Source organism: Paenibacillus oralis (assembly GCF_003863965.1).
GTDB classification, from domain to species: Bacteria; Bacillota; Bacilli; order Paenibacillales; family Paenibacillaceae; genus Fontibacillus; species Fontibacillus oralis.
On sequence record NZ_RRCN01000001.1, the window covers coordinates 6,062,035 to 6,085,505 of the forward strand.

Here is a 23,471-nt window from a genome sequence, read left to right on the forward strand (position 1 = left end):
GAAAAACATCGATCTGCGTCAAACAGAACTTCCTGTCTCAACCCGGTTGATGCTTGAAAAACGGAACCGGCCCACCCCGGCCACCGTGACCTCCACAGGATAAAAGCGCGCTTGTTTGCCATTGGAAAAATACCATTCCCGCTCATTCCGGACGACGATCAGGAGCCCCTGCTCATCCCCGACCGGAGTGAATTCTTCGGAAGCTTCCCGCCAGTTGGATAGTCCCGCCGCATTCAGCTCTCTTACCAAAGGCAGGGTCTCCTCGGCCACAATGCCCACCTCGCTGATGCTCATCACGTCGCTGGCCGTAAACGCGTGATCGATCCCGCTCGCCAAGTTGTGCCTGGCGATGAACTCCACAATGTTGCCTGCCGGGTCCTCGAAATAAACGGAATGAGCGTTCCAGGAGGTGAAAAACACCTCATCGTCGCCCTCTTCCTCAATTAAAGCCACTTTGGAAGCCGCCCACGTTTTCACTTCGGCGAATTTATTCTCCGGTACATTCAAAGCGAAATGATATAAAGGCCGCTCTCCCGCAGCAGCCGCTTTGAACGTCAACAAAGTCGCCCCGGCCCGGATCGTAAACCGGTCCTCCCCCTGCTCCGCAAGCTCGAAACCGAACCGATCGGCATAAAACGCTTGCGTCTCCCGGAGTTTAGACGAACTGATCCTAAAGGCTACGCGCTCAAAAATCATGCTTCCATCTCCCTTCCCCGGGACAACTTCACCCTAATGCTCGGCCAGAATTTACAAGCTTTCCAGATACTCTTTGATTTGCCCCGGAGTTTTGGCGAATTTGCTGTGCAGATGGGCGAGCTTTTCCCCGTTTTTGTAGACGAGCAGGCTCGGGATGCCACGAACTTGATTAGCTTCGGCAATCGGCTGGAACTCTTCCGCGTCCATAGCGTAAAACTCCTTGTCCGGATGTTCCGCGATAATATCGCCGATAAAGCGGTCCAGGTTTTTGCAATCCGGGCACCACGTCGTATCGAATTTAATGACGGTAAATTGGTCTCTTTGAGTCAGCTGTTCGAATTGTTCAGCGGATTGTACTCTCTCCATGCGGATCCTCTCCTTTTAACAGGGAAATGATTAAAATTTTATATATGTGTTGTCTCTATTATATACGATTCGGCCGGAATCACCTAGTTTTTGAGAACCGGGCAGCCGTGAGCCGTGTTACAATAAGTCAAAAAGGAATGGGGATGCTCATACGATGATCATCACGATTTTATTGTTTGTGGCCGCGGGTTTGGCGGAAATCGGCGGAGGGTATTTAGTCTGGTTATGGCTGCGTGAATCAAAGCCCCTATGGTACGGCATTGTCGGAGGGCTTATTTTGGTGGCGTACGGGATCATCCCTACGCTGCAGAACTTCCCTTCCTTTGGGCGGGTGTATGCGGCGTATGGAGGCGTGTTCATCGCTCTGGCCGTGCTTTGGGGCTGGTGGGTGGATAAAAAAACGCCCGATATCTACGATTGGGCCGGGGCCGCGATCTGCCTTGTCGGCGTGTCGGTGATGTTGTGGGCGCCGCGCCATTGATGGCGTGATGCCGCAATGTGTAATGCCATAATGCGTAATGCCATAATGCGTAATGGCCTGATGCCGTAATGCCGTTATGCCGTTATGCCGTGCAGCCGTTATGACTGATAGCAAATCCCCCCGCGCAGGCCGCGTTGCGCATGAAAAGCGGTTTTTACCACCCTAAAGTTAGATTACATACTTGCATCGCATAAGGAAGGTATCTCGTCAACTACTCATGACTAAAGTCACGAGCTTGTAACTGCCCGGAAGTGCATGCGGCAAAAAGTCTCCTTCCTTAACATGGCGTTACTATAGGCAGGTTGACATCTGCCCAATTGTATAAGTATACCTATACAATCCCTTCAGTGATGTACTTCATTCCAATACGCTGAAGATTCATGGCGGCAACTCGATCATCATTTGAGCTATACCCGTATTCTTTACATTTAAAGTGATGCTTCTTCTTGTCCCGGTTCCCTTTATTTTTATGTTCGCACTTTGGGCAGGTCTGAGAGGTGTACTTGGGATCCACAGCAATCACTTTTGCTCCATGTAATGCGGCTTTGTACTCGATCATTTTTCTTAGTTGATAGAAGGACCAAGATACTGATTCATAACGTTCGTTAAGTCGAATCTTTTCCGTTTTACTACGAACACCTGTTAAATTCTCAGCCACCATCAAAGTGTTTGCACCATACTTACGGACGAGTGCCTTAGATATACAATGATTGACATCATGCATCCAACGGTTTTCTCGTCCTCCAATCCGTTTTAGTTTCCTTCTGGCGGAGGCTGTGCCGACTTGTTGCAGTTGTTTACGCATATGCTTGTACCTCGACCGCTTGTCTTTGATCGGTCGACCATGGAAAAACGTACACTTGTCCTGCGAATCATAACTGGTGGCGATAAAGTTGATCCCAAGATCAATACCAACAACTTGATGAATGGCCCCTGTTTCGATTTCGGCGATTTCTTGGGATACTGAAATATGGAGGAAGAACCTTCCCTTCTTGTGGACCAACTTTGCAGTCCCGTAGGACCAAGATCCATCAAAGTAAGAATCCATACCTTTCGTTATAGGGTACTTTGATCCGACCATACAGCGTGTTGATGGAGATAATTTGTTCGGAGAGCGAATAGTCCCTATTCCACACTAGGTCGTACTCGGATTTCTTGAAAAGGATTTGTGTCCAAGGGTGTTTGTTGCTGAGTAACGACTTATATCTGGCGATGACGGTTCTCATAACGGACTGGGCCATTTGCGACCGGAGAGAAAAAACATTGCGCAATACTCGATACATCATGTTGTGGAGTAAAGTCTTAGAGAGGATTTTGTCTTTATGTACAAGTACAGACAAGTGGTTGCTCGCATCGCGGTAAACGTGCAAGGTTTGTCGTAACCAATCCGCTTGTTGCCCAGTAGGCAGTATTTTCACTTTCGCTGTTAAAGTAAGTTTCAAACCTATCACCACACTTCAAAGAAAGGTGAAGTCAATATAAGGAAGCAACATCTGTCTCATTTCATTGTAACAAACAATTGTTCCCATTTAAAGCAATAGTAATGTCTTTGCAATATTTTGAAGGGAGGAAGTAAAGGAATATAGCTTGTCAGTGAGGTGGAGACTACGCAATTTCCTCTCATGACTAAAGTCTCGAGTATCCCTTACGTTATCGATGAATTTATCATCCATCGCTTCGGCCATTGCGCCGGTAAATTTAAGAAGCTGCTTAATCAGCAGGCAAGGCCGGCTGGTGTTCGAACATTACCGGAATCGGCAGACGGCCGGGCAAATCGCCAAAATCAACTCCTGCACCAAAAGCTTCCTGTCCGCGCTGATCTGCATCTCCTTTGACCGGGGACTGTTGCCTTCGGCGGATACGCCGATAAGTGAATTTTTTCCGCAGCTTTTGGACAAGGATGACGATCCCCGCAAGCGGCAAATCACTCTGCGGCATCTCCTGATGATGTCGGCAGGGTTCAACTGGACGGAGTTTGGTGGCCACAACTCGTTTCCGCGCATGACCCGGTCCCCGGATTGGGTACGGTTCGCGCTTGAGCAGCCGATGTCCGACCGCCCCGGCGACCGGATGGAATACAACTCCGGCGCATCGCAGCTGCTTTCGGCCATTTTGGTCCAAGCCGCAGGACTGCCGGCCGCCCGCTTTGCCGAGCTACACCTGTTCGGTCCGCTTGGCATCGAAGCGTACAAATGGGAGCAAGATCCGCAGGGCGTGCATACCGGCGGTTTCGGACTGTGGCTTCGCCCCGGCGACATGCTGAAGTTCGGGCAGCTTTATTTGCAAGGGGGAGTCTGGGAAGACAAGCCGTTGATTTCGCCTGTGACGGTCTCGCATTCCGTTAAGCCGGCAATCGGCGTCGAAGCCCCCCGCCGCGGCTGCTATGCCTGGCATTGGTGGACGGATACCTGGCTGCCGGCCGCAGGCTCAATGGAGAACAACATGACTTCTGCTTCAGATCCTGCGCGGGATGGCGGCCACTTCACCGCTTCCTCCTCATCCCCCGCTTTCGATTATTTTTACGCCCGCGGTTACGGCGGAAATTTTATTTACGTCATCCCAAGTCTGGAAACCGTCGTGGTGCTGACCGACGACAAGCGCAAAAGAGACCGGCCCCCCGCCGACGTATTCCGGCAGTTTATTGCGCCGTATTTGTTATAACTAAACTTTCGCTGCATCAGTGGTTAAACCGACTTTGGGTCCACGAAAGTTGAGTTATAAAAAGAGTTCAACGAAATAAAGAAATGTGCGGGTGCGTAAAAAAGCGCGAAAAATCTAACGGTTGTGAGCGACGCTATTCGGCCAAAAACGAGGGGTTACAAAATGTAACGGTTGCCAGCGAGCTTATTTCTCTTTTTTCACACGTAAAGAGGCTGTTTCGCCTAAATAAGCACGCATACAACCTTTAGAAAAGAAACCTTCGTTTTTTTGGCCTATTAAGCACTATGACAACCGTTAGCATAGAAATGGCGCTAATTCTAGAGCATGATTCAGCTCTCCAACGCTTCCTGCGTGATCCGTTTGATATCAATCGGCGACATTCCCCCTTCGTTCACCATGTCGGTTAAAATTTCGCTGAGAAAATAATCGACGCATTTCAGCTTGATGTTTTTAATTTTTACCAGGGCATCGCGGTACATTTTGACAAACTCTTTTTCCGTGTTCCCTCTTTGCATCTCGGCGAACGCCTCGTAGACTTGATCCAGCTTGTCGGCGACCTCCAGAATCAGTCCCTCAACCGAATCGTCCTTGCCTTCGCGCAATTGATTGCGGAAAATGCTCTTGAACTCATCGGGGATGTGCTCTTCGATGAAATGATGAACCATGCCTTCTTCAACTTGCAGGATCAGATTGCGCAGTTCCATCGAGTAATGTTTGACCGGGGTTTTGATATCGCCGATAAAAATCTCTCCGTAATCGTGGCTGCTCGTGATCTCATAAAGCTTCTTCCAATCGATTTGCGCCCCATGGCGTTCTTCGATATCGGCCAGTGTTTTGGCGTACTGCACAACTTTCCAGGAGTGCTCGGCAACGCTGTGTTCCTCGAACTTGAATTTTCCCGGACAGCGATAAATTCGCTCCAATTCGTTCAACGACCGAAAATAAGTATGAATGCCCATCTTATCAGCCATCCTTCTTTTTAGATATATGTACTCCTAGTATAGACAGGGAATGTTAACGAATAATCAACTCCGGCAAACAGCCCAAAAAAGGAGCTACGCTCCGGATACAATAGTATCCCCGGAACATAGCCCCGATATGAAAGTAAGATAGCGATTATGGCCGCTGCCACCGCAAATAAGGATAGCCGCCGGCGTCGATCGCCCAGATCGAACCAAAATTCCAGCCCGCAAAGGTGGCCTGTTGCTGCATTTCCGCCGTTGTTTTCGGCGTGCCTTTGCCGGTGTCGGTTTGCCCGGTGGTGTCCGAGTCGTAATAAGAGCCCCATACTGAACCCATACTGTCCCCGACGAGTCCGCCAAGAGCAAATCCGGCGCTGTTGATGCTTCCGGCAGCATAGGAATTGAATACCATGCCTCTGTTTGTGCCAAGGAGACCACCCACTACGGAACCTGCTCCCGTAGTGTTGGCAAGCGAATAAGAGTCGAAGATCGTACCGTAATGAGTGCCAACCAGCCCGCCCAAATTGGCGCCATTTACGAACACTTCCCCCGTAGAATACGATTCCGATATGGAGGAAGCAGCATCGGTCACGCCGACAAGTCCACCCAAATAGTAAGTGGCACTGAGGTTCACATCGGTGGCCGCAGACCTGCTGAGCGTCCCTCCTTCCATTCTTCCAAGGAGACCGCCGGCGTAAAGCAGATTATTGGAAGCCCCGGCAATGGTTACATCTTCCGCATGAACTCCGCTTACAGACCCGGATTTCATATAACCTGCCAACCCTCCTACGTATATATAACCTGAAATGGTTACGTCGCTGAGGTTCAAATTGTTGATTGTAGCCCCGTCGAGATAACCAAACAATCCGATCAACCCACCGGCAGGACGAAGCGAGGTTAAGTGGCGAACGGTATATCCTTGGCCGTCTAAGGTTCCCGTAAACCCGGCCATATCGGTGCCGATCGGCACCCAGCCCTGACCGCTGCTGTAGCCGCTTAAATCGATATCGTCGCCCAAGACGAAATGGCCGTTTAAATGGTTCCTGACATTATCCAATTGGGCCGCCGAGGTAATCACATACGGCGAACCGGCCGTCCCGTCGCCCGACCAAAAAGCATGGACCGCAATCGGCGTGCTGGAGACCGAAGGCAGCGAACCCGCCGTGAATTGCAGCGAGATTGCGGAGTTGTCCCCTGCCAACCCAAGATCTGTATAGGAGGCGATTCCGTCTACCGTTTGGACAGCCGCTGTCCCCATAAGCGTTGCCGCCCCGCTGCCCACGCTGGCCGTGACGGTCAGGGGCTCGTTCGTCAAATTGCCGAAAGCATCCAGCACACGGATGACGGGCTGAACCGGGAAGATTTCCCCGCTGATGGCGGAATCGCTTGGCTGAGTTGCGATGCGAAGCTCTGCCGCAGCCGCAGGAACCGGCTTAATCGCAAGTTCCGCCGCCGGCTGGACCACGCCGTCCACCGCAAACGTTAGCAGCTGCGTATCCGCAAGATTCAAGGTGATAGAAACGGCCGCTTCGCCTGCCTCAAACCTGACATTCGCTTCGCCCGAACTGCTAGGCAAGGATGTCCCGGACAAGCTGCCGTAACTGCCGTCCGGCGCTTGCCGAATCCCTGTGAACGTCAGCTTTTTCATACCGGAGAAGCCTGTGTCCAGGCTGCCGTCGGATTTTTCAACGCGCAGGGTGACATTCATGTCCGAGCCGGCAATCGGGCCATCCGGCGTACCGCTCAGCGTCACCCGATATGCCGGCGTGGCTTCCGGCGTAACCGTCACCTTGACCGGTATTCGGATCGTTAACCCGCGGTATTCCGCGCCGATCGTGATTTCGCCTTCGCCTTGCGAAGTGACGGTCCCGCCCGCGACAGTCGCCACCGTTTCATCCTCGGTGAACCATGTGGCCGCTTCGGTCACGTCAACTTCCGTGCCATCGCTAAGCACCGCCTTCAGCGTGACGCCAGCCTCTTCACCGACCTCATCAAAGTTCAACTCGCCGGGGCTGTATACAAGCTCCGTCACCGTCGGCGTTGGCGTTGTCTCCGGCTCGACCTTAACCGGAATCCGCATCGTTAACCCGCCGTATTCAGCACCGATCCAGGTTTCGCCTTCGCCTTGCGAAGTGACGGTCCCGCCCGCGACGGTCGCCACCGTTTCATCCTCGGTGAACCAATCAGCCGCATCAGTAACGTCGATTTTTTTACCATTGCTTAGCACTGCCTTCAATGTAACACTGGCATCGGTCCGTACGGCATCAAATTTCAACGCCTCAGGACTGTACACCAGTTCCGTCACCGTTGGTTCCGGGTCGGGCGGGTCCGTTGGGTCTGTCGGACCTGGATCGGTCGGCGTAGTCGGCGCCGTTGAACCTCCGCCTCCATGCGACCGTCCGCCGCGAACCTGCAAACCGCCAGGCAATAGCTTTTGCAAAACCTGGCCCGGCCCCTCAAAAGTAACCGCGCTATTCAGCTCTGCAACGATCACTATCGTGCCTTGAGCCAAATAAACAAGATTGTTCACGGCTCCGCTTCCCACTTCAAGCCTGTCGATTTGCCCGGACAGCAGTTCGAAACGAATACCGGACGCCGCGATCCGAACGGTTTCGGCATTGCCGCGAAGCTGCACCAAAGATGACTTCGGCACTTCCGTAGCAACATCGATAAGCACGAAACCTTGCCCTCCCCCGGTCAGCCCATTCTCCTCCAGAATCGCTCCCGAAGACAGCACCGCCGTTTCCAAGGTGGTCTTGCCGGAGGCGACGATCCGGACTTGGCCATCCTTCTTGCTCACGGTCACCCGTTTAGCCGCGGTGTCCTGCAAATAAACGCTGTTTGGCCCGCCGCCGTTTACGCGAAGTTCTCCCTCGACAGTGACACCTTCCAAATGGACTTCCCCGGAGCCGATTTCCTCCGTTAAAGTCAAATTCCCTTTAACAACGGTATTCCTCAGCGTAATCCCGTCCGCTTCGATAACCGCATCGCCGGCGATTTCCGCGGTTCCCTCAACCGGACCGTAAACGCCCGGACGATCCATATCGCCGGATAGGCTTTCGCTCTCCAGGCCAATATTTACCCCGAGCGTCCGATCCAATGTGACGACCGCCTCAGCCCGGGTAAGCACCGCTGCTCCGCGGAACGTGCCGTCGGGATAGCCGTTCATCCAGCCGGCACCGGCGACGGCGCCGACCGCACCGCTGCTCCATGCCGGAAGCGCGTCCTTAAAAGACGCCAGCTCGGCCGCCGGCTCAAGCTTGGCTAACCGGCCGAGCATTACGGCCGCTTCGGCTCTCGTTACCGGGGCATTCGGCCGGAGGGTTCCATCAGGGTAGCCGGTGATGTACCCTTGCCGGACCGCAGCGGCGGCATTTGCGGCAAACCACGCCCTCGGCTTCACGTCGGTGAAGGATGCCGCTTCCGTTTCTGCTTCGGGGTCAATGCCCAAAAGCCCGTTCACCATCACCATCCACTCCGCGCGCGTCACCGGCTGATCGGGTTTGACCTTCCCGTCCGCATAGCCGGAGATAAACCCCTGTTCAAGCCAACGGGACAGGACGTCCCCGGCCCAATGGCCCTCAAGGTCGGCCGCTAGGCCCTGCGGGGAAGCGGCAAGCGCCCGCCCGGATCCCATTAACGGACTCGCGGGGATCAGCAGCAGCACGGCAAGCAAGACCAATGCCGCCTTATATTTTATACCTATACCCATCACTTCTCTCCTTCTAGATAGCTAGTATCTATTAATGATGAATTTCAAATAAGAGTATAAAAAAAGGGGAGTGGCAAAGTAAACCAATCTCTTAAAAATTGAAACATTTTTGAATCATTGTTGCGAACGGTGACCTTCAATTGGAAAAATCCAATCACAATACTGTATTCACCACTCATTTTCAGTTCTATTGGATATATCCAATCAGCATGTTTATCAACCCGCGGAAATCTGTCTTCTACCACCCCGGATTTCGAAAAAATCGTCCATCGCACCCTCCCCAAGTTCAAATTATTCAAAAGCTTTTCGTCTGTACTGCCGGAATGTCAGCGGAGCAAACACCAGAATGAACAGCGCCATCCCCGCAAACGCAGGAAGCAGATCCGCTTGGCCGGCCGTTCCGTGCATCAGTCCCCTGGCGGCCGTGGCCGCGAGGCTGATCGGATTGCAAGCCACGATTCCGCCAAGCCAGTCCGGCATCGTCGATGTGTCCGCAAACACGTTGCTCGTAAACATCAGCGGGTACAGCACAATGTAGGTCATGCTGGTGATCGATTCGAGTTTTTTGGCGACAACCCCAATCCAGGCAAAAATCCAGCTGACGCTGAAGGCATACATCACGACCAGGAGCAGCGCCAGAACGGCCCCGATCAAACCTCCCTCCGGCCTGAATCCGAGAACCATGCCGAAAACGACCGTCGTCACCAATGCGGCGGCGTAAGTCAGCAAATTGACCAGCATCGTGCCGATAATCGCGGCTGGCTGCCAAAACGGCAGCGTTCTAAACCGGTTAAACACCCCGCGGTCGATGTCGGTTTTAATCCCGATCCCGATATACACCGTCATCGTCGTAACGGTATATACGAGCATCCCGGGCAAGAGGAACTGCAGGTAATTTCCCGTGGAGCCGGAGATCGCCCCGCCGAACATAAAGGTGAAGATCAGCAGAAAAATCACCGGGAAAATCAGCACGTCGATCGCCATATACGGGAGCTGCGATAATGTCCCCTTCACCGCCCGCCACGTAAACGCCGCAACGGCTTGCAGCGCATTCGGCCGCTTGGGCGGCGCGCCTTCGGATAGGACCTCCAGCAGCTTGGACTCGCCAAAGCTCATATGCTCATCCGCGTTCAAGTTCATCATACGTTTTCCCCTTCCTTTGCTTCCTCGGCAGGATGGCCGGTCAAGGCCAGAAACACTTCATCGAGGCTAGGCTGACCGAGCGAGTACTGAATCGTCTGAATCCCCGACCGGGACAGTTCGGCCAAAGCGGCCGCCGCCAACGCCTGCTCCGCTACCGCAGCTGACAACGCCGCCGGATCGGGATGCCGCCGCACCGCAGTGCCGTCTAACACCCGCTGAAGCACCTGTTCGGCGTCTCCCCGCTGATCGGCCCTTGCCAGGCGGATGTGCACAGTCCCCGATCCGACCGAGGCCTTCAATTCGGCGGCTGTGCCTTCGGCGATCACGATGCCGCGATCGATAACGGCCAACCGGCCGGCCAGTTGATCCGCCTCTTCCAGATACTGCGTCGTCAGCAGGACGGTCGTCCCCCTTGCCACCAAGGCGCGGACGATGCTCCACACCTCGTTTCGGCTGCGCGGATCAAGCCCTGTCGTCGGCTCGTCCAGAAACAGCAGATCCGGAGCGGCCAACATGGCCGCGGCGATATCCAGCCGCCTGCGCATGCCGCCGGAATATTTCCCGGCCGGCCGATTGCCGGCTTCCGCCAGGCCGAAAGCCTCCAATAACCGGGACGCTCTCGCTTTAGCTTCGTGCGCGCTATAGCCGGCCAGCCGGCCAAACAACGCCAGATTGTCCTGGCCGCTAAGACCTTCGTCGACCGCGGCGAATTGTCCGGTGAGGCCGATACGCCCGCGAACGGCGTCCGCATCCCGGCCTACGTCGAGTCCAAATATTCGCACCGAACCGGCATCCGGCCGCAGCAAGGTGGAGAGAATGCGGATTAGCGTCGTTTTGCCAGCCCCGTTCGGACCCAAGACGGCGTAGACACTTCCCGCCGCCACCTTCAAATCGATTCCGCGCAGCACCTCCACATTCCCGTAAGATTTTCTCAAGCCGCCAACTTCAATTGCGTTTTCGTTCAGTCCCATTGCTTCCTCCTTTTGCTTTTGATACCTTAATCTTATGACATTTATGCAAGTGCTAAGGTTATCGTTTCTAAATTCCCGTTATATCAGAGATTAAGTAGACAACAACTTTACCATGCACTTTAATCTTTCAAGTTAAGGAGGCGAGAGCCCATGAACCTAAGGCCGATCGATATCGCCAAGAAGCTGGAGATCAGCACCAGCGCGCTGAGGCATTACGAGGATTGGGGCATCATTCCACCCGTAGAGCGGGGGCCTAACGGTTACCGGATCTATACGGAGCTTCATGTGGCGTATTTCGAATGCATTCGCGCCATGAGTCTCGGGTTCGGTATGGATACGACGAAAGCCGTGCTCAAAAAGCTGCTCAAAAAGGAAGTCGACGAAGCCTTGTGGATGGTGAACGAGGCGCAAGCGGAGCTTCATAAGGAGAGGCAGAAAGCCGAGAAAACGATTCAAATCCTCGATACGAAAGAACTGGATCATCTGGACACTCGGGGAAAAAAACGCTGGATGACGATCGGGGAGATCGCCAAAGAAACGATGATCCCCGCTTCGGCCATTCGCCATTGGGAGAAACGGGGCCTGATTGAGGTGTCGCGCAACCCGGACAACGGATACCGGTCATTCAGCCCCGCACAGATCCGCCGGATTCTCATTATCGGGACGCTGCGCGCAGCGGTGTGGTCGCTGGACTTCATCAAGGAAGTGATCCGGGAGCTCGATCACAACAATCTGGAACAGGCGCGGCGGATGGCCAGGGATTCGTTGCAGTACCTGAACGGGGTAAACCGCATGCGCATGCGCGGCATCCGGTATTTGGACCGGCTGATCGGGCTGACGGAAGCCGAGGAACAAAAAGGAACTTAAGGGCGATCCGCAGAGTTATTAAACCGATAATGCGGATCGCCCCGCGGCCGGCGCTTATTGCATCACCGCGTTCAGGGCCAATACCCCAAGCAGGCCGCAGACCGCCAGTATGGTCGTATAAACGGATCTTGATTTGATCGCGTCCAGCAGCGACAGGTTAAAGTATTCTTTGTACATCCAGAAGCCCGGATCGTTGACATGGGAAAAAATAACGCTGCCCGATGTCGTGGCCAGCACCATCAGCTCCGGATTAGCCCCGCTCATGCCCAGCAGCGGCAGCACGATGCCGGAAGCCGTCATCACGGTGACCGTGGCCGATCCCAGGGCGAGCCGCAGCACGGCAGCGATAATCCAGGCGAGAATCAGCGGCGAAATGTCAAGACCGGTCATTATATCTTTGATATAATCGGCAACCCCGCTGTCCACCAGCACCTGCTTGAAAGCGCCCCCGCCGCCGATGACGAACATGATGGTGGCGATCGATTTCATCGAGGAGCCGACGCTGCCCATGATATCCTTCATTTTGCGCCCGCGGGCAATGCCAAACGTATAGATGGCGATCAGCACCGAAATCAACAGCGCAATCCCCGATTCCCCAAAGAAAGCGATCATTTTAAAGGCGCCGGAATCCTGCGGCATCGCCATTTCGGCAACAGCCAGCACCGCCATGAGCACAATCGGCACGAGCGCGGTGAACAGGCTGACGCCAAAGCTCGGCATTTCCTCCTCCGTAAACTCCTTGGTGTTGTACAGCCCCTCCGGAATCGAGGGATTCATGCCGCGGATCAATTTCGTTTTCGAGAAAAATATCCCCGCGATAATCGCCGAAGGGATGGCGATGACCAGCCCGAGCAGCAGCGTCTTGCCCATGCTGGCACCAAACACGCTGGCCACGGCCGCCGGTCCCGGATGGGGCGGCAGAAAGCTGTGCGTCGTGGACAATGCCACCGCCATCGGCAGGCCGATATACATCAGGTTCACTTTCATCCGCGAAACAATCGTAAAGACGATCGGAATAAGCAGGATGAAGCCGATTTCAAAAAACAGGGTAACGCCAAGCACAAAAGCGGTAATCAGAATCGCCCACTGCAGTCTTTTTTCGCCGAATTTGGCGGTCAGCGTCATGGCGATCCGCTGCGCGGCGCCGCAGTCGGCCATCAGCTTGCCGAGCATCGCGCCAAAGCCGATAATCAGCGCCAGATGGCCGAGCTGCCCGCCGATCCCTTCTTCCACCGAATTCACCACATCCGATAACGTCAGGCCGTTCAGCAAACCGACCACAATGGCGACAAGCACGAGCGAAATGAAGCCTTCGAGCTTAAAGCCCACCATCAGCACAAGCAGCAGCGCCACCCCTAGCGCAACGATTAACAACGGCATCGTCTATTCCTCCAATCATCCATTCTGTGGTTAAGTGAGTTAATCCGGGTTAAGCATGTAAGCACTTTCCGGTTTCTGAACACAAACGTCTCTCCTCTCTATGCCATGATCAAAACTTTTCAGTAAGCGCTTTCAACGAGACGCCTGAGCAACACGCAGATAATAGCTTCCTCTGGCCTGCGCCGCTTCCCGGAAAATTGCCGCGGTGCGCATGCCTCTTGCGAAATATGTCTTATCATCACTGCTCCAAGCTCATCCCGCTCTCCGGTATAGTTAAAATATAACAGCATGTTCCTTTGTTCACATTGTTTGCCCATCCAAAATCGGCGGCGTATTTCAACGGGAAAATTGTGCTTCAGAACAAGGGTTTGCGGCGCCGCTCAAACCGGAACAGCCGCGAGCGGGCCTGGGGCTCTTTCCTACTCCTGCAGCCGTTCGAATGTAAGCAGCAGCTTCATTTTGACGAGATCGTTGAATTTGCGGTAATCCAGTTGCAGGAGTTGGGATATTTTATCCAGACGGTAAAACAGGGTATTTCTATGTACGTGCAGCAAGCCCGCGGTTTGCTTCACATTCAGGTCGCAGTCCAGAAACGTGCGCAGCGTCAGCTTATACTCCTCGTTAAGCGTTTGGGGAAACAACCCGTATTTTTGCAAAAATTCCGTTCTCGCTTCCGGCGGCACCATCTCAAGATAAGGAACGATTCCCCAATCATCGATAAAGCTGGCGCTCTGCGGCTGCCGTCCGAATTTTCGGCTCAGGCGTATGCAGCGGCGGGCTTCGCCGTATGATTGCTTGTACCCCGCAAGACCGCTGCGCGGATGTCCAACACCGATACAGTAACGGTAGCCCCGCCGGCGCAGACAAGCTTCAATTTTGCCGACCAGGGGCTGGAGGAAATCGCTTACGGGAATGGCGATAAAAAAAGCGCCGTCCTCCACATAGGCGTATAGCGCCTGCATACTGACCATCGCCTTGAGATCGTTCAAAAACTGTTCCTTACGCTCACCTGTTTTCTGCAGCATCTCCCCGCTTACCGTCTCTTCCGGCCATTTCAACTCTTCGATCTCCACGACCATCACGCTGCGTTCGGCATTGACGTCGATCTGCAGCGTACGAGCCGTCATCCGCAGCTTCTTTTCGGAGAATTCATACGGGCTGATCAGCTCCATAATAAAGCTTTCCAGCACCATCTTGCGGAAGTGCAGCTGCTTGTTCATATGGATCTGCTGCAGGAGCGCCTCCACGTTCATCTTGATGATCTTTCCGAATCGGTACACCTCGTCGGGATTGCCGGTGATCCCAACAACGCCGACAATGTTCTCCTGAAATTCAATCGGCAGATTGACTCCGGGCTTGGAGCCCGGCAGACTCAGGCATTCCTCTTCGCCGATCAGCACCTGTTTTCTGGAGCCGAGCACCTGCAGCGCGCCTTCATGCAGACTGCCGATCCGCTCCGTTTCCCCGCTGGCGACGATAACCCCTTGATCGTCCATAATGTTGATATTGAACTCCATGACGGACATCAATTGGACTACGATAGGCAAGGCCAGCTCGGTCGTTATTTTCATCCGAATCCCCTCCAGGCGCAAAAATAGGACAGGCCAACTATCGTTGTTACAATAGCTGGCCCGGTTCCCTGCATGATTCATCATCATGGACAGGTTCCATACCTAAATTTTCAATTTTTTATTGACTTTGACTTTAACTTGACCGAACGGCCCCAAGCCCTTCCAAAATTCCCCGGATCTTACCCAGATTCTCCTCCGAGCAAGAGGTATTGGGCAAAATCGGCTTGCCTGCCTGAAGTCCGATCAAATTGACCGCATCCTTCGTTGCCACCGGGAAGCTTCCAAGGTTCCAGGCCATCCGCAGCGGAGCCAGCCTGTACTGCGCCTCCAGGGACCCCTGGATGTCGCCTGCCATGAACTTGTCGTAAATTTCCACGACCAGCCGCGGCACCACGTTGGCGGTTGACGCCACGCAGCCGGCGCCCCCGTAGACGAGCGTGCTTAAAATCATGATGTCCCTGCCCGCCAGCACCTTAAATCCCTGGGCTCTGGTGCGGCGGATGTATTCGGCGGTCAGCGTCTGATCGCCGCTGCTGTCTTTGATCCCCACGATATTCGGAATTTCGGCCAGCCGCTCCAGCAGGGCGGGGGTAATGTTGTTGCCGACTTTGTCCGGATTGTTGTACAACAGTACCGGCAATGAGGTCGCTTCTGCGATTTTCTTAAAATGGTCAAATAGTTCATCCTGTGTCGGCGTAATAAACATCGGCGGCAGGATCGAGATCGCCCGCGCGCCAAGCTCTTCGTATTTGCGGGCCTGCTTTATGCCTTCCCGCGTTGAAATCGCCGCGATTCCCGCGTAGACGGGAGCACGCCCTGCGCTTTGCTGGGCAGTGACCGCCACCACCCGCTGTTGATCCTCCGGGTCCAGTGCGAAAAATTCGCCATTGCTGCCAAGCGCCAAAATGCCGTGTACGCCGCCTTCGATCACATGGTCCACAATGCGGCGCAGCCCCTGCTCATCGAGCCGCTCTTCGTCGTCGACCGGGGTTACAATCGGGGGAATAACCCCGCGAATAAAGCTGGTATCCATTTCATCGCTCACCTCGCTAATTATCGTTTGACTTCGGTATGGGCCATTTTCTCATAATGGCGGATCAGCGCCCCATGATCGGCGGTCCCGAGGCCGTCGGCTTTGAGCGCATGCATCATCTCCAGCACGGAGGCCGTCAGCGGCAGCGGCACCCCGATTTCATGGGAAGTGTCCAGCGCGTTGGTCAAATCCTTAATATGCAGGTCAATGCGGAAGCCCGGGTCAAACTTGCGGTCCATCACCAGCGGCGCTTTCGCCTCCATCACCGTGCTTCCCGCCAGGCCGCCGCGGATCGCCTGAAATACCTGCTCGGGCTCTACGCCGGCTTTGCTTGCCAGCACAAACGCTTCAGACATGGCGGCGATGTTGAGGGCGACGATCACCTGGTTGGCCAGCTTGGTGATGTTGCCGGATCCAACGTCGCCGGTATGCACGACCGAACCGGCCATCGCCTTGAGCAGGTCATAGCTTTGCTCGAACACTTTTTTGTCTCCACCGACCATCACGGACAAGGTGCCGTCGATCGCCTTTGGCTGCCCGCCGCTGACCGGGGCGTCCAGGAAGGAAATCCCTCGCTCCGCCAGCGCCGCCGCCACTTCGCGGCTGACCAGCGGCGCGATGGAACTCATATCGATGACCACGGACCCGGCTTTGATCCCTTCGGCGATGCCGTTTTCGCCAAGCACGACTTCTTTGACGTGCGGCGAATTCGGCAGCATGGTGATAACGGTATCCACCTGCCCGGCCACTTCTTTGGGAGAAGCGGCCGCCTTCGCTCCGGCTGCTTGCAGCTCCTTCACCGCCTCAGGGTTGCGGTCCATCACCACCAGGCTGTAGCCCGCCTTGATCAGGTTGAGGCTCATCGGTTTGCCCATGATTCCCAGTCCGATAAATCCGATTGTCTTCATCTTTATTTCTCCTCCCGTTTTATAGTCAACCTTCATAGTAGAATGATCCGGAAATAATATAGCTTATCTGCGGACGGGGCCATGGATCGCATTGTTCTATATTAGTCTTGTGCTCAGTATCATCCCCATGAAATAGAGGAATTTTTGGGTCTTATTTTCCGAATTTGAGCCTATTCATCACCATAGGGGAATTTTTGGGTCTTATTTTTCGATGAACAGGTCGAAAGGCGGCCTTTTGCCACTAAATCGTGAAAATAGCGCCATAAAATTCCTCTATGTTTACGCAACATAGGGGATGTCGCTGAAATAGCGCCCTTTTTTTCCTTTATGTTGTCACCCGAGATCTTCAATAGGCTAATTTTGCCGTTTTCTCAAGTCTTCACTTGCCATCATGCTAACGTTATTTCCAGAATCGTCTACTAGTGAACCTTCATAGTCAGCCTTCTTAATAGCCGTCCTTCTTATTGTCCACTTTCCTATCAGCCAGCCCTTTTTACAATCATCGCACCAGGCAAGGACGCTTGTTGTCGAATTTCCAGCCCGGCACAAGGTACTGCATCGCCGCGGAATCGTCCCGCGCGTTCAAGCCCATGCTGTTGTACAGGTTGTGGGCCTGCTCGATCCGCTCCATATCGATTTCCACGCCAAGCCCCGGCTTTTCCGGCAGCTCGATCGCTCCGCCGGCGATTTGGAACGGTTCCTTGGTGAGACGTTCGGCGCCCTCCTGCCAAATCCAATGCGTGTCGATCGCCGTTATTTCACCCGGAGCCGCCGCGGCCACATGCGTGAACATCGCCAGTGAAATATCGAAATGATTGTTGGAGTGCGACCCCCAGGTGAGTCCCCATTCGCGGCACATTTGCGCCACCCGCACCGAGCCCTGCATCGTCCAAAAATGCGGATCGGCCAGCGGGATGTCCACCGACTGCAGCGAGATCGTGTGGGCCATCTGCCGCCAATCCGTGGCGATCATGTTCGTGGCCGTCGGCAGGCCGGTCTGTCTGCGGAATTCGGCCATAATCTCGCGGCCGGAATATTCCCCTTCCGCGCCGCACGGGTCCTCGGCGTAGGCGAGCACATGATGCCGGTCGCGGCACAGGCGCACGGCATCCTTCAGCAGCCAACCGCCGTTCGGATCAAGCGTAATGCGCGCATCCGGGAAACGTTCCGCCAGCGCGGTGACCGCCTCGATTTCCTCTTCGCCGCGCAGCACGCCGCCCTTGAGCTTGAAATCGCCAAAGCCGTATTTATCATAGGCGGCTTCGGCCAGCGCCACGATCGATTCCGGCGTCATCGCTTGTTCATGGCGCAGGCGGTACCAGGCCACCTCGCTGTCGGGCTCGGAGGCGTAGGGCAGATCCGTTTTGGTGCGGTCTCCCACATAAAACAGGTAACCGAGCACATCCACCCGCTCGCGCTGCTGGCCTTCGCCGAGCAACGCGGCGACCGAAACGCCCAGGTACTGGCCGAGCAGATCGAGCAGAGCGGCTTCCACGGCGGTGACGGCGTGAATGGCGACGCGCAAGTCAAAGGTTTGCTGACCGCGCCCGGCGGCGTCACGGTCCGCAAATGCCGTCCGCATCCGGGCCAAAATCCGGTTATAGGTGCCGATGGACTGCCCGATCACCAGCATTCGCGCATCCTCCAGCGTCCGGCGGATGTTCTCCCCGCCGGGCACCTCGCCGACCCCGGTATGGCCGGAGCTGTCTTCCAGGATCACGATGTTGCGGGTAAAATAGGGACCGTGCGCGCCGCTTAAATTCAGCAGCATGCTGTCCCGTCCGGCGACCGGAATCACCCGCATTCCGGTAATGACGGGCGTACCATGCAGTACCGGCTTCTCTTGTTTTGCTGTTTGATTCAACATATCGATTCTCCTTTCCGTGATCAGAGCTTCCCCGAAGCGCGCGTTGCCTCTTCCCGGATTCCGGAGCCGTACCGCTGCGGAATGAGCATGGCACGCAAAACGGAGGAAACGGCGTGGCGGATGTTGGCCGGCGCCTGGGCGATGGCCTGCTCCAGCGTCATCGGGGCCTGGGTAGCCCCTACCACCACGTCAATGCCGCTGTCGTACATGCCGCGGACTTCCGCGTCAATTCCGCCCGAGACGCAAATCACCGGCTTGTTGTGCAGCTTGGCCAGTTTGGCCACACCGGCGGGCGTTTTGCCGAACGCCGTCTGGGCATCGGTATGTCCTTCACCCGTCAGGACGAGATCGGCATCGCGGACCTCTTCGGCAAATCGCGCGGCTTCCATCACAATGTCGATTCCCCGGGCCATGCCTGCGTCCAGGAAGGCGATCAGTCCCGCGCCGAGACCGCCCGCCGCCCCGGCGCCGGCCACGCCGGCGATATCGACGCCAAGCTGTTCGCGAATGATCCCGGCCAGATGCCTCAGGCCGTCGTCAAGCCTGGCGACCATCTCCGGCGTGGCGCCTTTTTGCGGGCCAAAGATGCGCGCGGCTCCCTGCTCCCCGCAGAGCGGATTGGTCACATCGCTGGCAATCGTAATTTCGCAGCCGGCGACGCCGGGATGAAGCCCCGCCGTATCGATTGAGGCGATCCGCTGCAGCTCGCCGCCGCCGAAGCCGATTTCCGCGCCCGCCGCGTCCAGAAAGCGCACGCCCAGCGCCTGGGCCATGCCGATGCCGCCGTCATTGGTGGCGCTGCCCCCAATGCCGATGATGAGCTGCCGGCAGCCTGCGTCAAGCGCGGCCTTGATGAGCTGTCCGGTGCCGTAGGTCGTGGCCGTCAGCGGATTCCTCCGCTCCGCCGGAACCAGCGTCAGCCCCGAAGCGGATGCCATTTCAATGACGGCGGCACGCCCCTCGTCGAAGATGCCGTACTCGGCGATCACGGGATCGCCCTGCGGGCCGACAACCTCCAGTTTTCGGCATTCGCCGCCGGCAGCGCTGAGGATCGCTTCCACCGTGCCTTCGCCGCCGTCGGCAATCGGTATTTTGCGGATCACCGCTTCGGGCACCACTTCCAGAACGCCCTGTTCCATACAGTCCGCCACCGCCTTGGAGCTGAGACTGCCTTTATACGAGTCGGGCGCAATCAAAATTTTCATTCCATCACTCCTACCGTCTCTCTTTGCCTGCAACCAAAATCTCCTCAGCGAAAGTAAAACCCTGTTGATGACGCTTTCATTTTTGCCGCGAAAACACGGAACAGACGTTATCTATATAAGTTGAACTATTGATTGTGCGGATCAGGGCAGCCGTGTGAAATGTTCTTACGATCGCTGCCCGCCCCAGATTTCTATGATTAAGTAGATTCATACAAGGTAGAAATCCGGTCACAAAGGCGACCAAGCATATGCTTCCGATGCAGCTTTCTTACAGAAAGCTTTTAGTTTCTTCAGAATCATTTCCCCTAGGTTCAATATTATAAAATGTTTATTCTTTTAGAATATTGAACCCTCTTGCCTAACTCCCGCTTTTCTCTAGTTCAACTTATCTAGTTTCGGATTTGCAACATAGCCCCGGTCAGCGCTTGCCGTACTTTGCGGGATTCCCGCGCTGCCCGGGCGGCTTGCTTTATCCGCATGACTTCACTATACACTCTTGTACTGTTTTTCACATTGGTCCGCACTCACAAAGTTTTATAGCTTTTTCCTGGTAAAATTGGGCTCTCGCACAATGGTTCCACCGGCAAAAAATAGGCCGCCTATCCCGGATAGTCGGCCCTGTTCAGGTGAATTAAGACGGCTGTTCATGTGACGGGCGCGGGATTGAACAGGCTTATCGCGTTATGCAGCCCCCACTGCTCGGCCCAAGTTTGCTTGCGCCCGCTGGCTACGTCCAAAATGAATCTGAATATCTCCCAGCCGACGTCCTCGATCGTGGCCTCGCCGTCAGCGATCCGCCCCGCGTTGATATCGATCAGGTCAGGCCATTGCTCGGCCAATGCATTGCGGCTCGCTACTTTAATGACTGGCGCCATCGCCAAGCCGTAAGGGGTGCCCCGGCCGGTCGTAAAGACTTGCATATTGATGCCGGAAGCGAGCTGCAGTGTGCCGCACACAAAATCGCTTGCCGGCGTCGCGGCAAAAATCAGCCCTTTTTGCACCGCCTTTTCGCCGGGCGCCAGGACCGCCGTGATCGGGCTGCTGCCGGATTTGACGATCGAACCCAGCGATTTTTCCACAATGTTCGCCAGGCCTCCTTTTTTGTTTCCCGGTGTCGGATTGGCGCTCCGGTCAGCCTGGCCGCGCTGCAAATAGGCATCGTACCATTCCATTTCGCGGATCAGCGCCCGCCCGACCTCCTCGTTCACGGCCCGCGGCGTAAGCAGATGAACGGCATCGCGCACCTCGGTCACTTCGGAGAACAGCACCGTCGCCCCGGCGCGCACCAGCAGATCGGCGGCATAACCGACAGCCGGATTCGCCGTGATGCCGGAGAAGGCGTCGCTTCCCCCGCATTGCAGGCCGACCACCAGACCTGAAGCGGGACAGGTGACGCGCTTGCGGCGGTTCAATTTTTCCAGCCGTGCTTCCGCCATTTCCATAATCGCTTGAACCATCGGGATAAATCCTTGATAATCCTGCAGCGTAACTACCTTGGAAGCGCTGTCGCCATCCGGTATGAGACGATCCGGCTGCAGCTTCTCGCAGCCTAAGCCGACAACCATCAGCTCGCCGCCAAAATTCGGATTGGCCGCGATGTTCCGAATGGTGCGGATCGGGATCACGGCGTCGGGGGCCTGGATCGCCACACCGCAGCCATAGGTATGATGGATCGCCACCACATCGTCCACCTGCGGATATTTAGGTAGAAGCTCTTCCTTGATCCGCTTTACCGCATAATCCAGCACACCCGACACGCACTGTACGCTCGTCGTAATTCCGAGGATGTTTTTGGTGCCGACGCTGCCGTCCGGATTGAGGTATCCCTCGAACGTAAAGCCTTCAAGCGGCGGCTGAGGCGGCGGCACTTTGGTGGCAAGCGGCAGCTCCCGGAGCAACGGCGGCGTTGGAAGTTCGATTAACGACTCGCCCACCCAACTGCCTTGTGGGATGGAGCACACCGCGTAGCCGATAATTTCGCCATAACGAACGACAGCTTCTCCCTGGGCCACATCCGCCAAGGCGACCTTATGCCCCTGCGGAACATGCTCCGTTAACTTAAGCCCGCAAGGAAATACGGTACCTTCGGGCAAACCTCCCGCATTGGCAATGATCGCCACATTATCTTTTTCGTGAACCTTAATGTACAAGGGAGCATCATTGCGTAAATCATTCATATGAACGGCCTCCTTACTTTTCCGCATGACCTCACTATACTCCCTTGTACTCTTTTTCACATTGGCGCCCAACCCAAAGTTTTGCGATTTGGGGCCGGCAAAAATTGGACTTCCGCACAATAATCCGTAATCCGCAATCCGCACCCGCTTTACGTTTATCATCCCTTAATCCTGATCCTGACTGTAATCAACTGCAAAAGTGCATTTGATTTCCCGCAAATTTACGTTTAAGAGCGATTGAAATGCAAAAGTGCATCTCATTCGGGACTGTGCGATAAAAAAGGAACTTTTGACCGGGAATGAAATGCATTTTTGCAGTTGAGCCACCTATTTCGAGGAATTTCGACGAATTTCGCATGCACTTTTGCATTTCGTGGGATTTCCCGGATTTCCCCCTCTTCACCCGCCTCTGAATTTTTTCTCAAAAAAAACCGCCTGAGCGGTTTTGTCCGCTCAGGCAGCTTTCATTAAATAATATCCAGCGGGACCTTCCGGGAAGGCGGCGGAAAAGCATCCTCGAGCGCGGCGATCTCCTCGTCGCTAAGCCTGATCCGCGCGGCCTGCGCGTTCTCCGTCACATGGCGCACGGACGAAGCTTTGGGGATGGCGATAATGTTGCCGCCGCGGATGCTCCAGGCGAGCAGAATCTGCAGCGGCGATGCCCCATGCGCTTCGGCCGCCTGCACCACGGCGGGATGCTCCGTCAGCCCTTTGCGCAGCTCGCCCGCCTGGGCCAGCGGCGAATAGGCCATGATAGGCATGCCGCGTTCCCGCTGCCAAGGCAGCAGATCGTATTCAATGCCGCGCGAGCCGAGGTGGTACAGCACCTGATTGACGGCGCAGCGGCTGCCGCCCGCAAGGGCCGCCAGCTCCCGCATATCCGCCGTATCAAAGTTGGAAACGCCCCAGCGGATGATCTTCCCCTGCTCGGCCAGTCTCTCCATGCACTCCACGGTTTCCTCCAGCGGTACGCGGCCCCGCCAATGCAGCAGGTACAGGTCAAGCCTGTCGGTGCCCAGCCGTTTCAGGCTTTCCTCGCAACTGCGGAAAATCCTGGCCCGGCCCGCATTGTGCGGATACACCTTGGACACGAGAAACACGCTGTCGCGTTTCCCCTTAAGCGCTTCGCCGACAAGCGATTCGGCGCGCCCTTCCCCGTACATTTCCGCCGTGTCGATAAGATTCATGCCCAGCTCAACGCCTGCTTGCAGCGCGGCGATTTCCTCCCCCCAGCGCCGGGGATTGTCGCCGATGCGCCATGTGCCCTGGCCGAGGGCGGCCACTTCCGTACCGCCGGCCAGCCTAACCCGCCCGATGGTGGTCCCCCGGACCGAGCCGGTTTGGTCCCGGCGGCTATGTTCGCTTTCGTTCATCTCCGTAACCTCCATTCTCCGTCCGTAAGTTGTACTCATTTTACTCTTCTTAATAAACTTACCACACGAATTCGTCTCCTGCATTGTGCGGGGGCACA

The 23,471-nt window shown here is 55.4% G+C and carries 17 protein-coding genes and 1 pseudogene; 3 read left to right on the forward strand and 15 right to left on the reverse strand.

Annotated features, from left to right (window positions below; translation table 11 throughout):
• Nucleotides 1-18 precede the first annotated feature (18 nt).
• Together EHV15_RS27015 and EHV15_RS27020 are read right to left on the reverse strand one after the other, a co-directional pair.
• Nucleotides 19-696 carry a VOC family protein gene (locus EHV15_RS27015; protein ID WP_128633952.1) on the reverse strand — a complete coding sequence of 226 codons (678 nt, stop codon included), beginning with the start codon at nt 694-696 and terminating at the stop codon, nt 19-21.
• 51 nt (nt 697-747) lie between these two features.
• Complete coding sequence (locus EHV15_RS27020; protein ID WP_128633953.1) at nt 748-1,062, reverse strand: thioredoxin family protein; 315 nt, start codon at nt 1,060-1,062, stop codon at nt 748-750.
• 154 nt (nt 1,063-1,216) lie between these two features.
• Here EHV15_RS27020 and EHV15_RS27025 point away from each other — a divergent pair, with 154 nt between their 5' ends.
• A complete protein-coding gene (locus EHV15_RS27025; RefSeq protein ID WP_128633954.1) occupies nt 1,217-1,543 on the forward strand; it encodes a YnfA family protein in 327 nt (108 codons plus the stop codon).
• Between the two features lie 331 nt (nt 1,544-1,874).
• Here the strand turns inward: EHV15_RS27025 and EHV15_RS27030 are convergent.
• Nucleotides 1,875-2,985, reverse strand: a pseudogene (locus EHV15_RS27030) (RNA-guided endonuclease InsQ/TnpB family protein).
• 214 nt (nt 2,986-3,199) lie between these two features.
• On the opposite strand from EHV15_RS27030, the gene EHV15_RS27035 reads away from it, so the two are divergent.
• Nucleotides 3,200-4,204, forward strand: coding sequence for a serine hydrolase domain-containing protein (locus tag EHV15_RS27035; protein WP_128633955.1), 1,005 nt, complete (start codon nt 3,200-3,202; stop codon nt 4,202-4,204).
• 329 nt (nt 4,205-4,533) lie between these two features.
• Here EHV15_RS27035 and EHV15_RS27040 read toward each other — a convergent pair whose 3' ends face one another.
• The 4 genes from EHV15_RS27040 to EHV15_RS27055 all read right to left on the reverse strand — a co-directional run bounded on the left by EHV15_RS27040 (nt 4,534) and on the right by EHV15_RS27055 (nt 10,992).
• Nucleotides 4,534-5,163, reverse strand: coding sequence for a YfbR-like 5'-deoxynucleotidase (locus tag EHV15_RS27040; protein ID WP_128633956.1), 630 nt, complete (start codon nt 5,161-5,163; stop codon nt 4,534-4,536).
• A gap of 157 nt (nt 5,164-5,320) precedes the next feature.
• Nucleotides 5,321-8,878: an S-layer homology domain-containing protein gene (locus EHV15_RS27045; protein WP_128633957.1), complete on the reverse strand. Its 3,558-nt coding sequence runs from the start codon at nt 8,876-8,878 to the stop codon at nt 5,321-5,323.
• Nucleotides 8,879-9,169: 291 nt separating this feature from the next.
• The gene (locus EHV15_RS27050; protein ID WP_128633958.1) at nt 9,170-10,021 is read right to left on the reverse strand and encodes an ABC transporter permease; all 852 of its coding nucleotides are present in this window, start codon (nt 10,019-10,021) and stop codon (nt 9,170-9,172) included.
• Nucleotides 10,018-10,992 (reverse strand): ATP-binding cassette domain-containing protein, encoded by a 975-nt coding sequence (locus EHV15_RS27055; RefSeq protein ID WP_128633959.1) that lies wholly within the window; start codon nt 10,990-10,992, stop codon nt 10,018-10,020. The genes EHV15_RS27050 and EHV15_RS27055 overlap by 4 nt, the downstream gene beginning before the upstream one ends.
• Nucleotides 10,993-11,142: 150 nt before the next feature.
• On the opposite strand from EHV15_RS27055, the gene EHV15_RS27060 reads away from it, so the two are divergent.
• Nucleotides 11,143-11,859 carry a MerR family transcriptional regulator gene (locus EHV15_RS27060; protein ID WP_128633960.1) on the forward strand — a complete coding sequence of 239 codons (717 nt, stop codon included), beginning with the start codon at nt 11,143-11,145 and terminating at the stop codon, nt 11,857-11,859.
• Nucleotides 11,860-11,913: 54 nt separating this feature from the next.
• Here EHV15_RS27060 and EHV15_RS27065 read toward each other — a convergent pair whose 3' ends face one another.
• From EHV15_RS27065 to EHV15_RS27100, 8 genes are all read right to left on the reverse strand, one after another.
• Complete coding sequence (locus tag EHV15_RS27065) at nt 11,914-13,239, reverse strand: gluconate:H+ symporter (protein WP_128633961.1); 1,326 nt, start codon at nt 13,237-13,239, stop codon at nt 11,914-11,916.
• A 419-nt stretch (nt 13,240-13,658) separates the two neighbouring features.
• A complete protein-coding gene (locus EHV15_RS27070) occupies nt 13,659-14,810 on the reverse strand; it encodes a CdaR family transcriptional regulator (RefSeq protein WP_178075975.1) in 1,152 nt (383 codons plus the stop codon).
• Between the two features lie 133 nt (nt 14,811-14,943).
• Nucleotides 14,944-15,843: a 4-hydroxy-tetrahydrodipicolinate synthase gene (dapA, locus tag EHV15_RS27075; RefSeq protein WP_128633963.1), complete on the reverse strand. Its 900-nt coding sequence runs from the start codon at nt 15,841-15,843 to the stop codon at nt 14,944-14,946.
• Nucleotides 15,844-15,863: 20 nt separating this feature from the next.
• Complete coding sequence (gene garR / locus EHV15_RS27080; protein ID WP_128633964.1) at nt 15,864-16,787, reverse strand: 2-hydroxy-3-oxopropionate reductase; 924 nt, start codon at nt 16,785-16,787, stop codon at nt 15,864-15,866.
• Between the two features lie 463 nt (nt 16,788-17,250).
• On the reverse strand, nt 17,251-18,618 hold the full coding sequence (gene gudD / locus EHV15_RS27085; protein ID WP_128633965.1) for a glucarate dehydratase: 1,368 nt from the start codon (nt 18,616-18,618) through the stop codon (nt 17,251-17,253).
• Nucleotides 18,619-18,638: 20 nt separating this feature from the next.
• Nucleotides 18,639-19,823 carry a glycerate kinase gene (locus EHV15_RS27090; protein WP_128633966.1) on the reverse strand — a complete coding sequence of 395 codons (1,185 nt, stop codon included), beginning with the start codon at nt 19,821-19,823 and terminating at the stop codon, nt 18,639-18,641.
• 644 nt (nt 19,824-20,467) lie between these two features.
• Nucleotides 20,468-22,000, reverse strand: coding sequence for a galactarate dehydratase (gene garD, locus EHV15_RS27095; protein WP_128633967.1), 1,533 nt, complete (start codon nt 21,998-22,000; stop codon nt 20,468-20,470).
• 467 nt (nt 22,001-22,467) lie between these two features.
• Nucleotides 22,468-23,373 (reverse strand): aldo/keto reductase, encoded by a 906-nt coding sequence (locus EHV15_RS27100; protein WP_128633968.1) that lies wholly within the window; start codon nt 23,371-23,373, stop codon nt 22,468-22,470.
• Nucleotides 23,374-23,471: the final 98 nt, after the last annotated feature.

Excerpts from the sequence above, each read along its gene's own strand:
- EHV15_RS27065 (WP_128633961.1), bottom strand. The coding sequence starts at position 13,239 with ATGCCGTTGTTAATCGTTGCGCTAGGGGTGGCGCTGCTGCTTGTGCTG.
- EHV15_RS27060 (WP_128633960.1), top strand. The coding sequence starts at position 11,143 with ATGAACCTAAGGCCGATCGATATCGCCAAGAAGCTGGAGATCAGCACC.
- EHV15_RS27050 (WP_128633958.1), bottom strand. The coding sequence starts at position 10,021 with ATGATGAACTTGAACGCGGATGAGCATATGAGCTTTGGCGAGTCCAAG.
- EHV15_RS27090 (WP_128633966.1), bottom strand. The coding sequence starts at position 19,823 with ATGAAAATTTTGATTGCGCCCGACTCGTATAAAGGCAGTCTCAGCTCC.
- EHV15_RS27045 (WP_128633957.1), bottom strand. The coding sequence starts at position 8,878 with ATGGGTATAGGTATAAAATATAAGGCGGCATTGGTCTTGCTTGCCGTG.
- EHV15_RS27055 (WP_128633959.1), bottom strand. The coding sequence starts at position 10,992 with ATGGGACTGAACGAAAACGCAATTGAAGTTGGCGGCTTGAGAAAATCT.
- EHV15_RS27040 (WP_128633956.1), bottom strand. The coding sequence starts at position 5,163 with ATGGGCATTCATACTTATTTTCGGTCGTTGAACGAATTGGAGCGAATT.
- gudD (WP_128633965.1), bottom strand. The coding sequence starts at position 18,618 with ATGTTGAATCAAACAGCAAAACAAGAGAAGCCGGTACTGCATGGTACG.
- garR (WP_128633964.1), bottom strand. The coding sequence starts at position 16,787 with ATGAAGGTTGACTATAAAACGGGAGGAGAAATAAAGATGAAGACAATC.
- dapA (WP_128633963.1), bottom strand. The coding sequence starts at position 15,843 with ATGGATACCAGCTTTATTCGCGGGGTTATTCCCCCGATTGTAACCCCG.
- garD (WP_128633967.1), bottom strand. The coding sequence starts at position 22,000 with ATGAATGATTTACGCAATGATGCTCCCTTGTACATTAAGGTTCACGAA.
- EHV15_RS27015 (WP_128633952.1), bottom strand. The coding sequence starts at position 696 with ATGATTTTTGAGCGCGTAGCCTTTAGGATCAGTTCGTCTAAACTCCGG.
- EHV15_RS27025 (WP_128633954.1), top strand. The coding sequence starts at position 1,217 with ATGATCATCACGATTTTATTGTTTGTGGCCGCGGGTTTGGCGGAAATC.
- EHV15_RS27100 (WP_128633968.1), bottom strand. The coding sequence starts at position 23,373 with ATGAACGAAAGCGAACATAGCCGCCGGGACCAAACCGGCTCGGTCCGG.
- EHV15_RS27035 (WP_128633955.1), top strand. The coding sequence starts at position 3,200 with ATGAATTTATCATCCATCGCTTCGGCCATTGCGCCGGTAAATTTAAGA.
- EHV15_RS27070 (WP_178075975.1), bottom strand. The coding sequence starts at position 14,810 with ATGAAAATAACGACCGAGCTGGCCTTGCCTATCGTAGTCCAATTGATG.
- EHV15_RS27020 (WP_128633953.1), bottom strand. The coding sequence starts at position 1,062 with ATGGAGAGAGTACAATCCGCTGAACAATTCGAACAGCTGACTCAAAGA.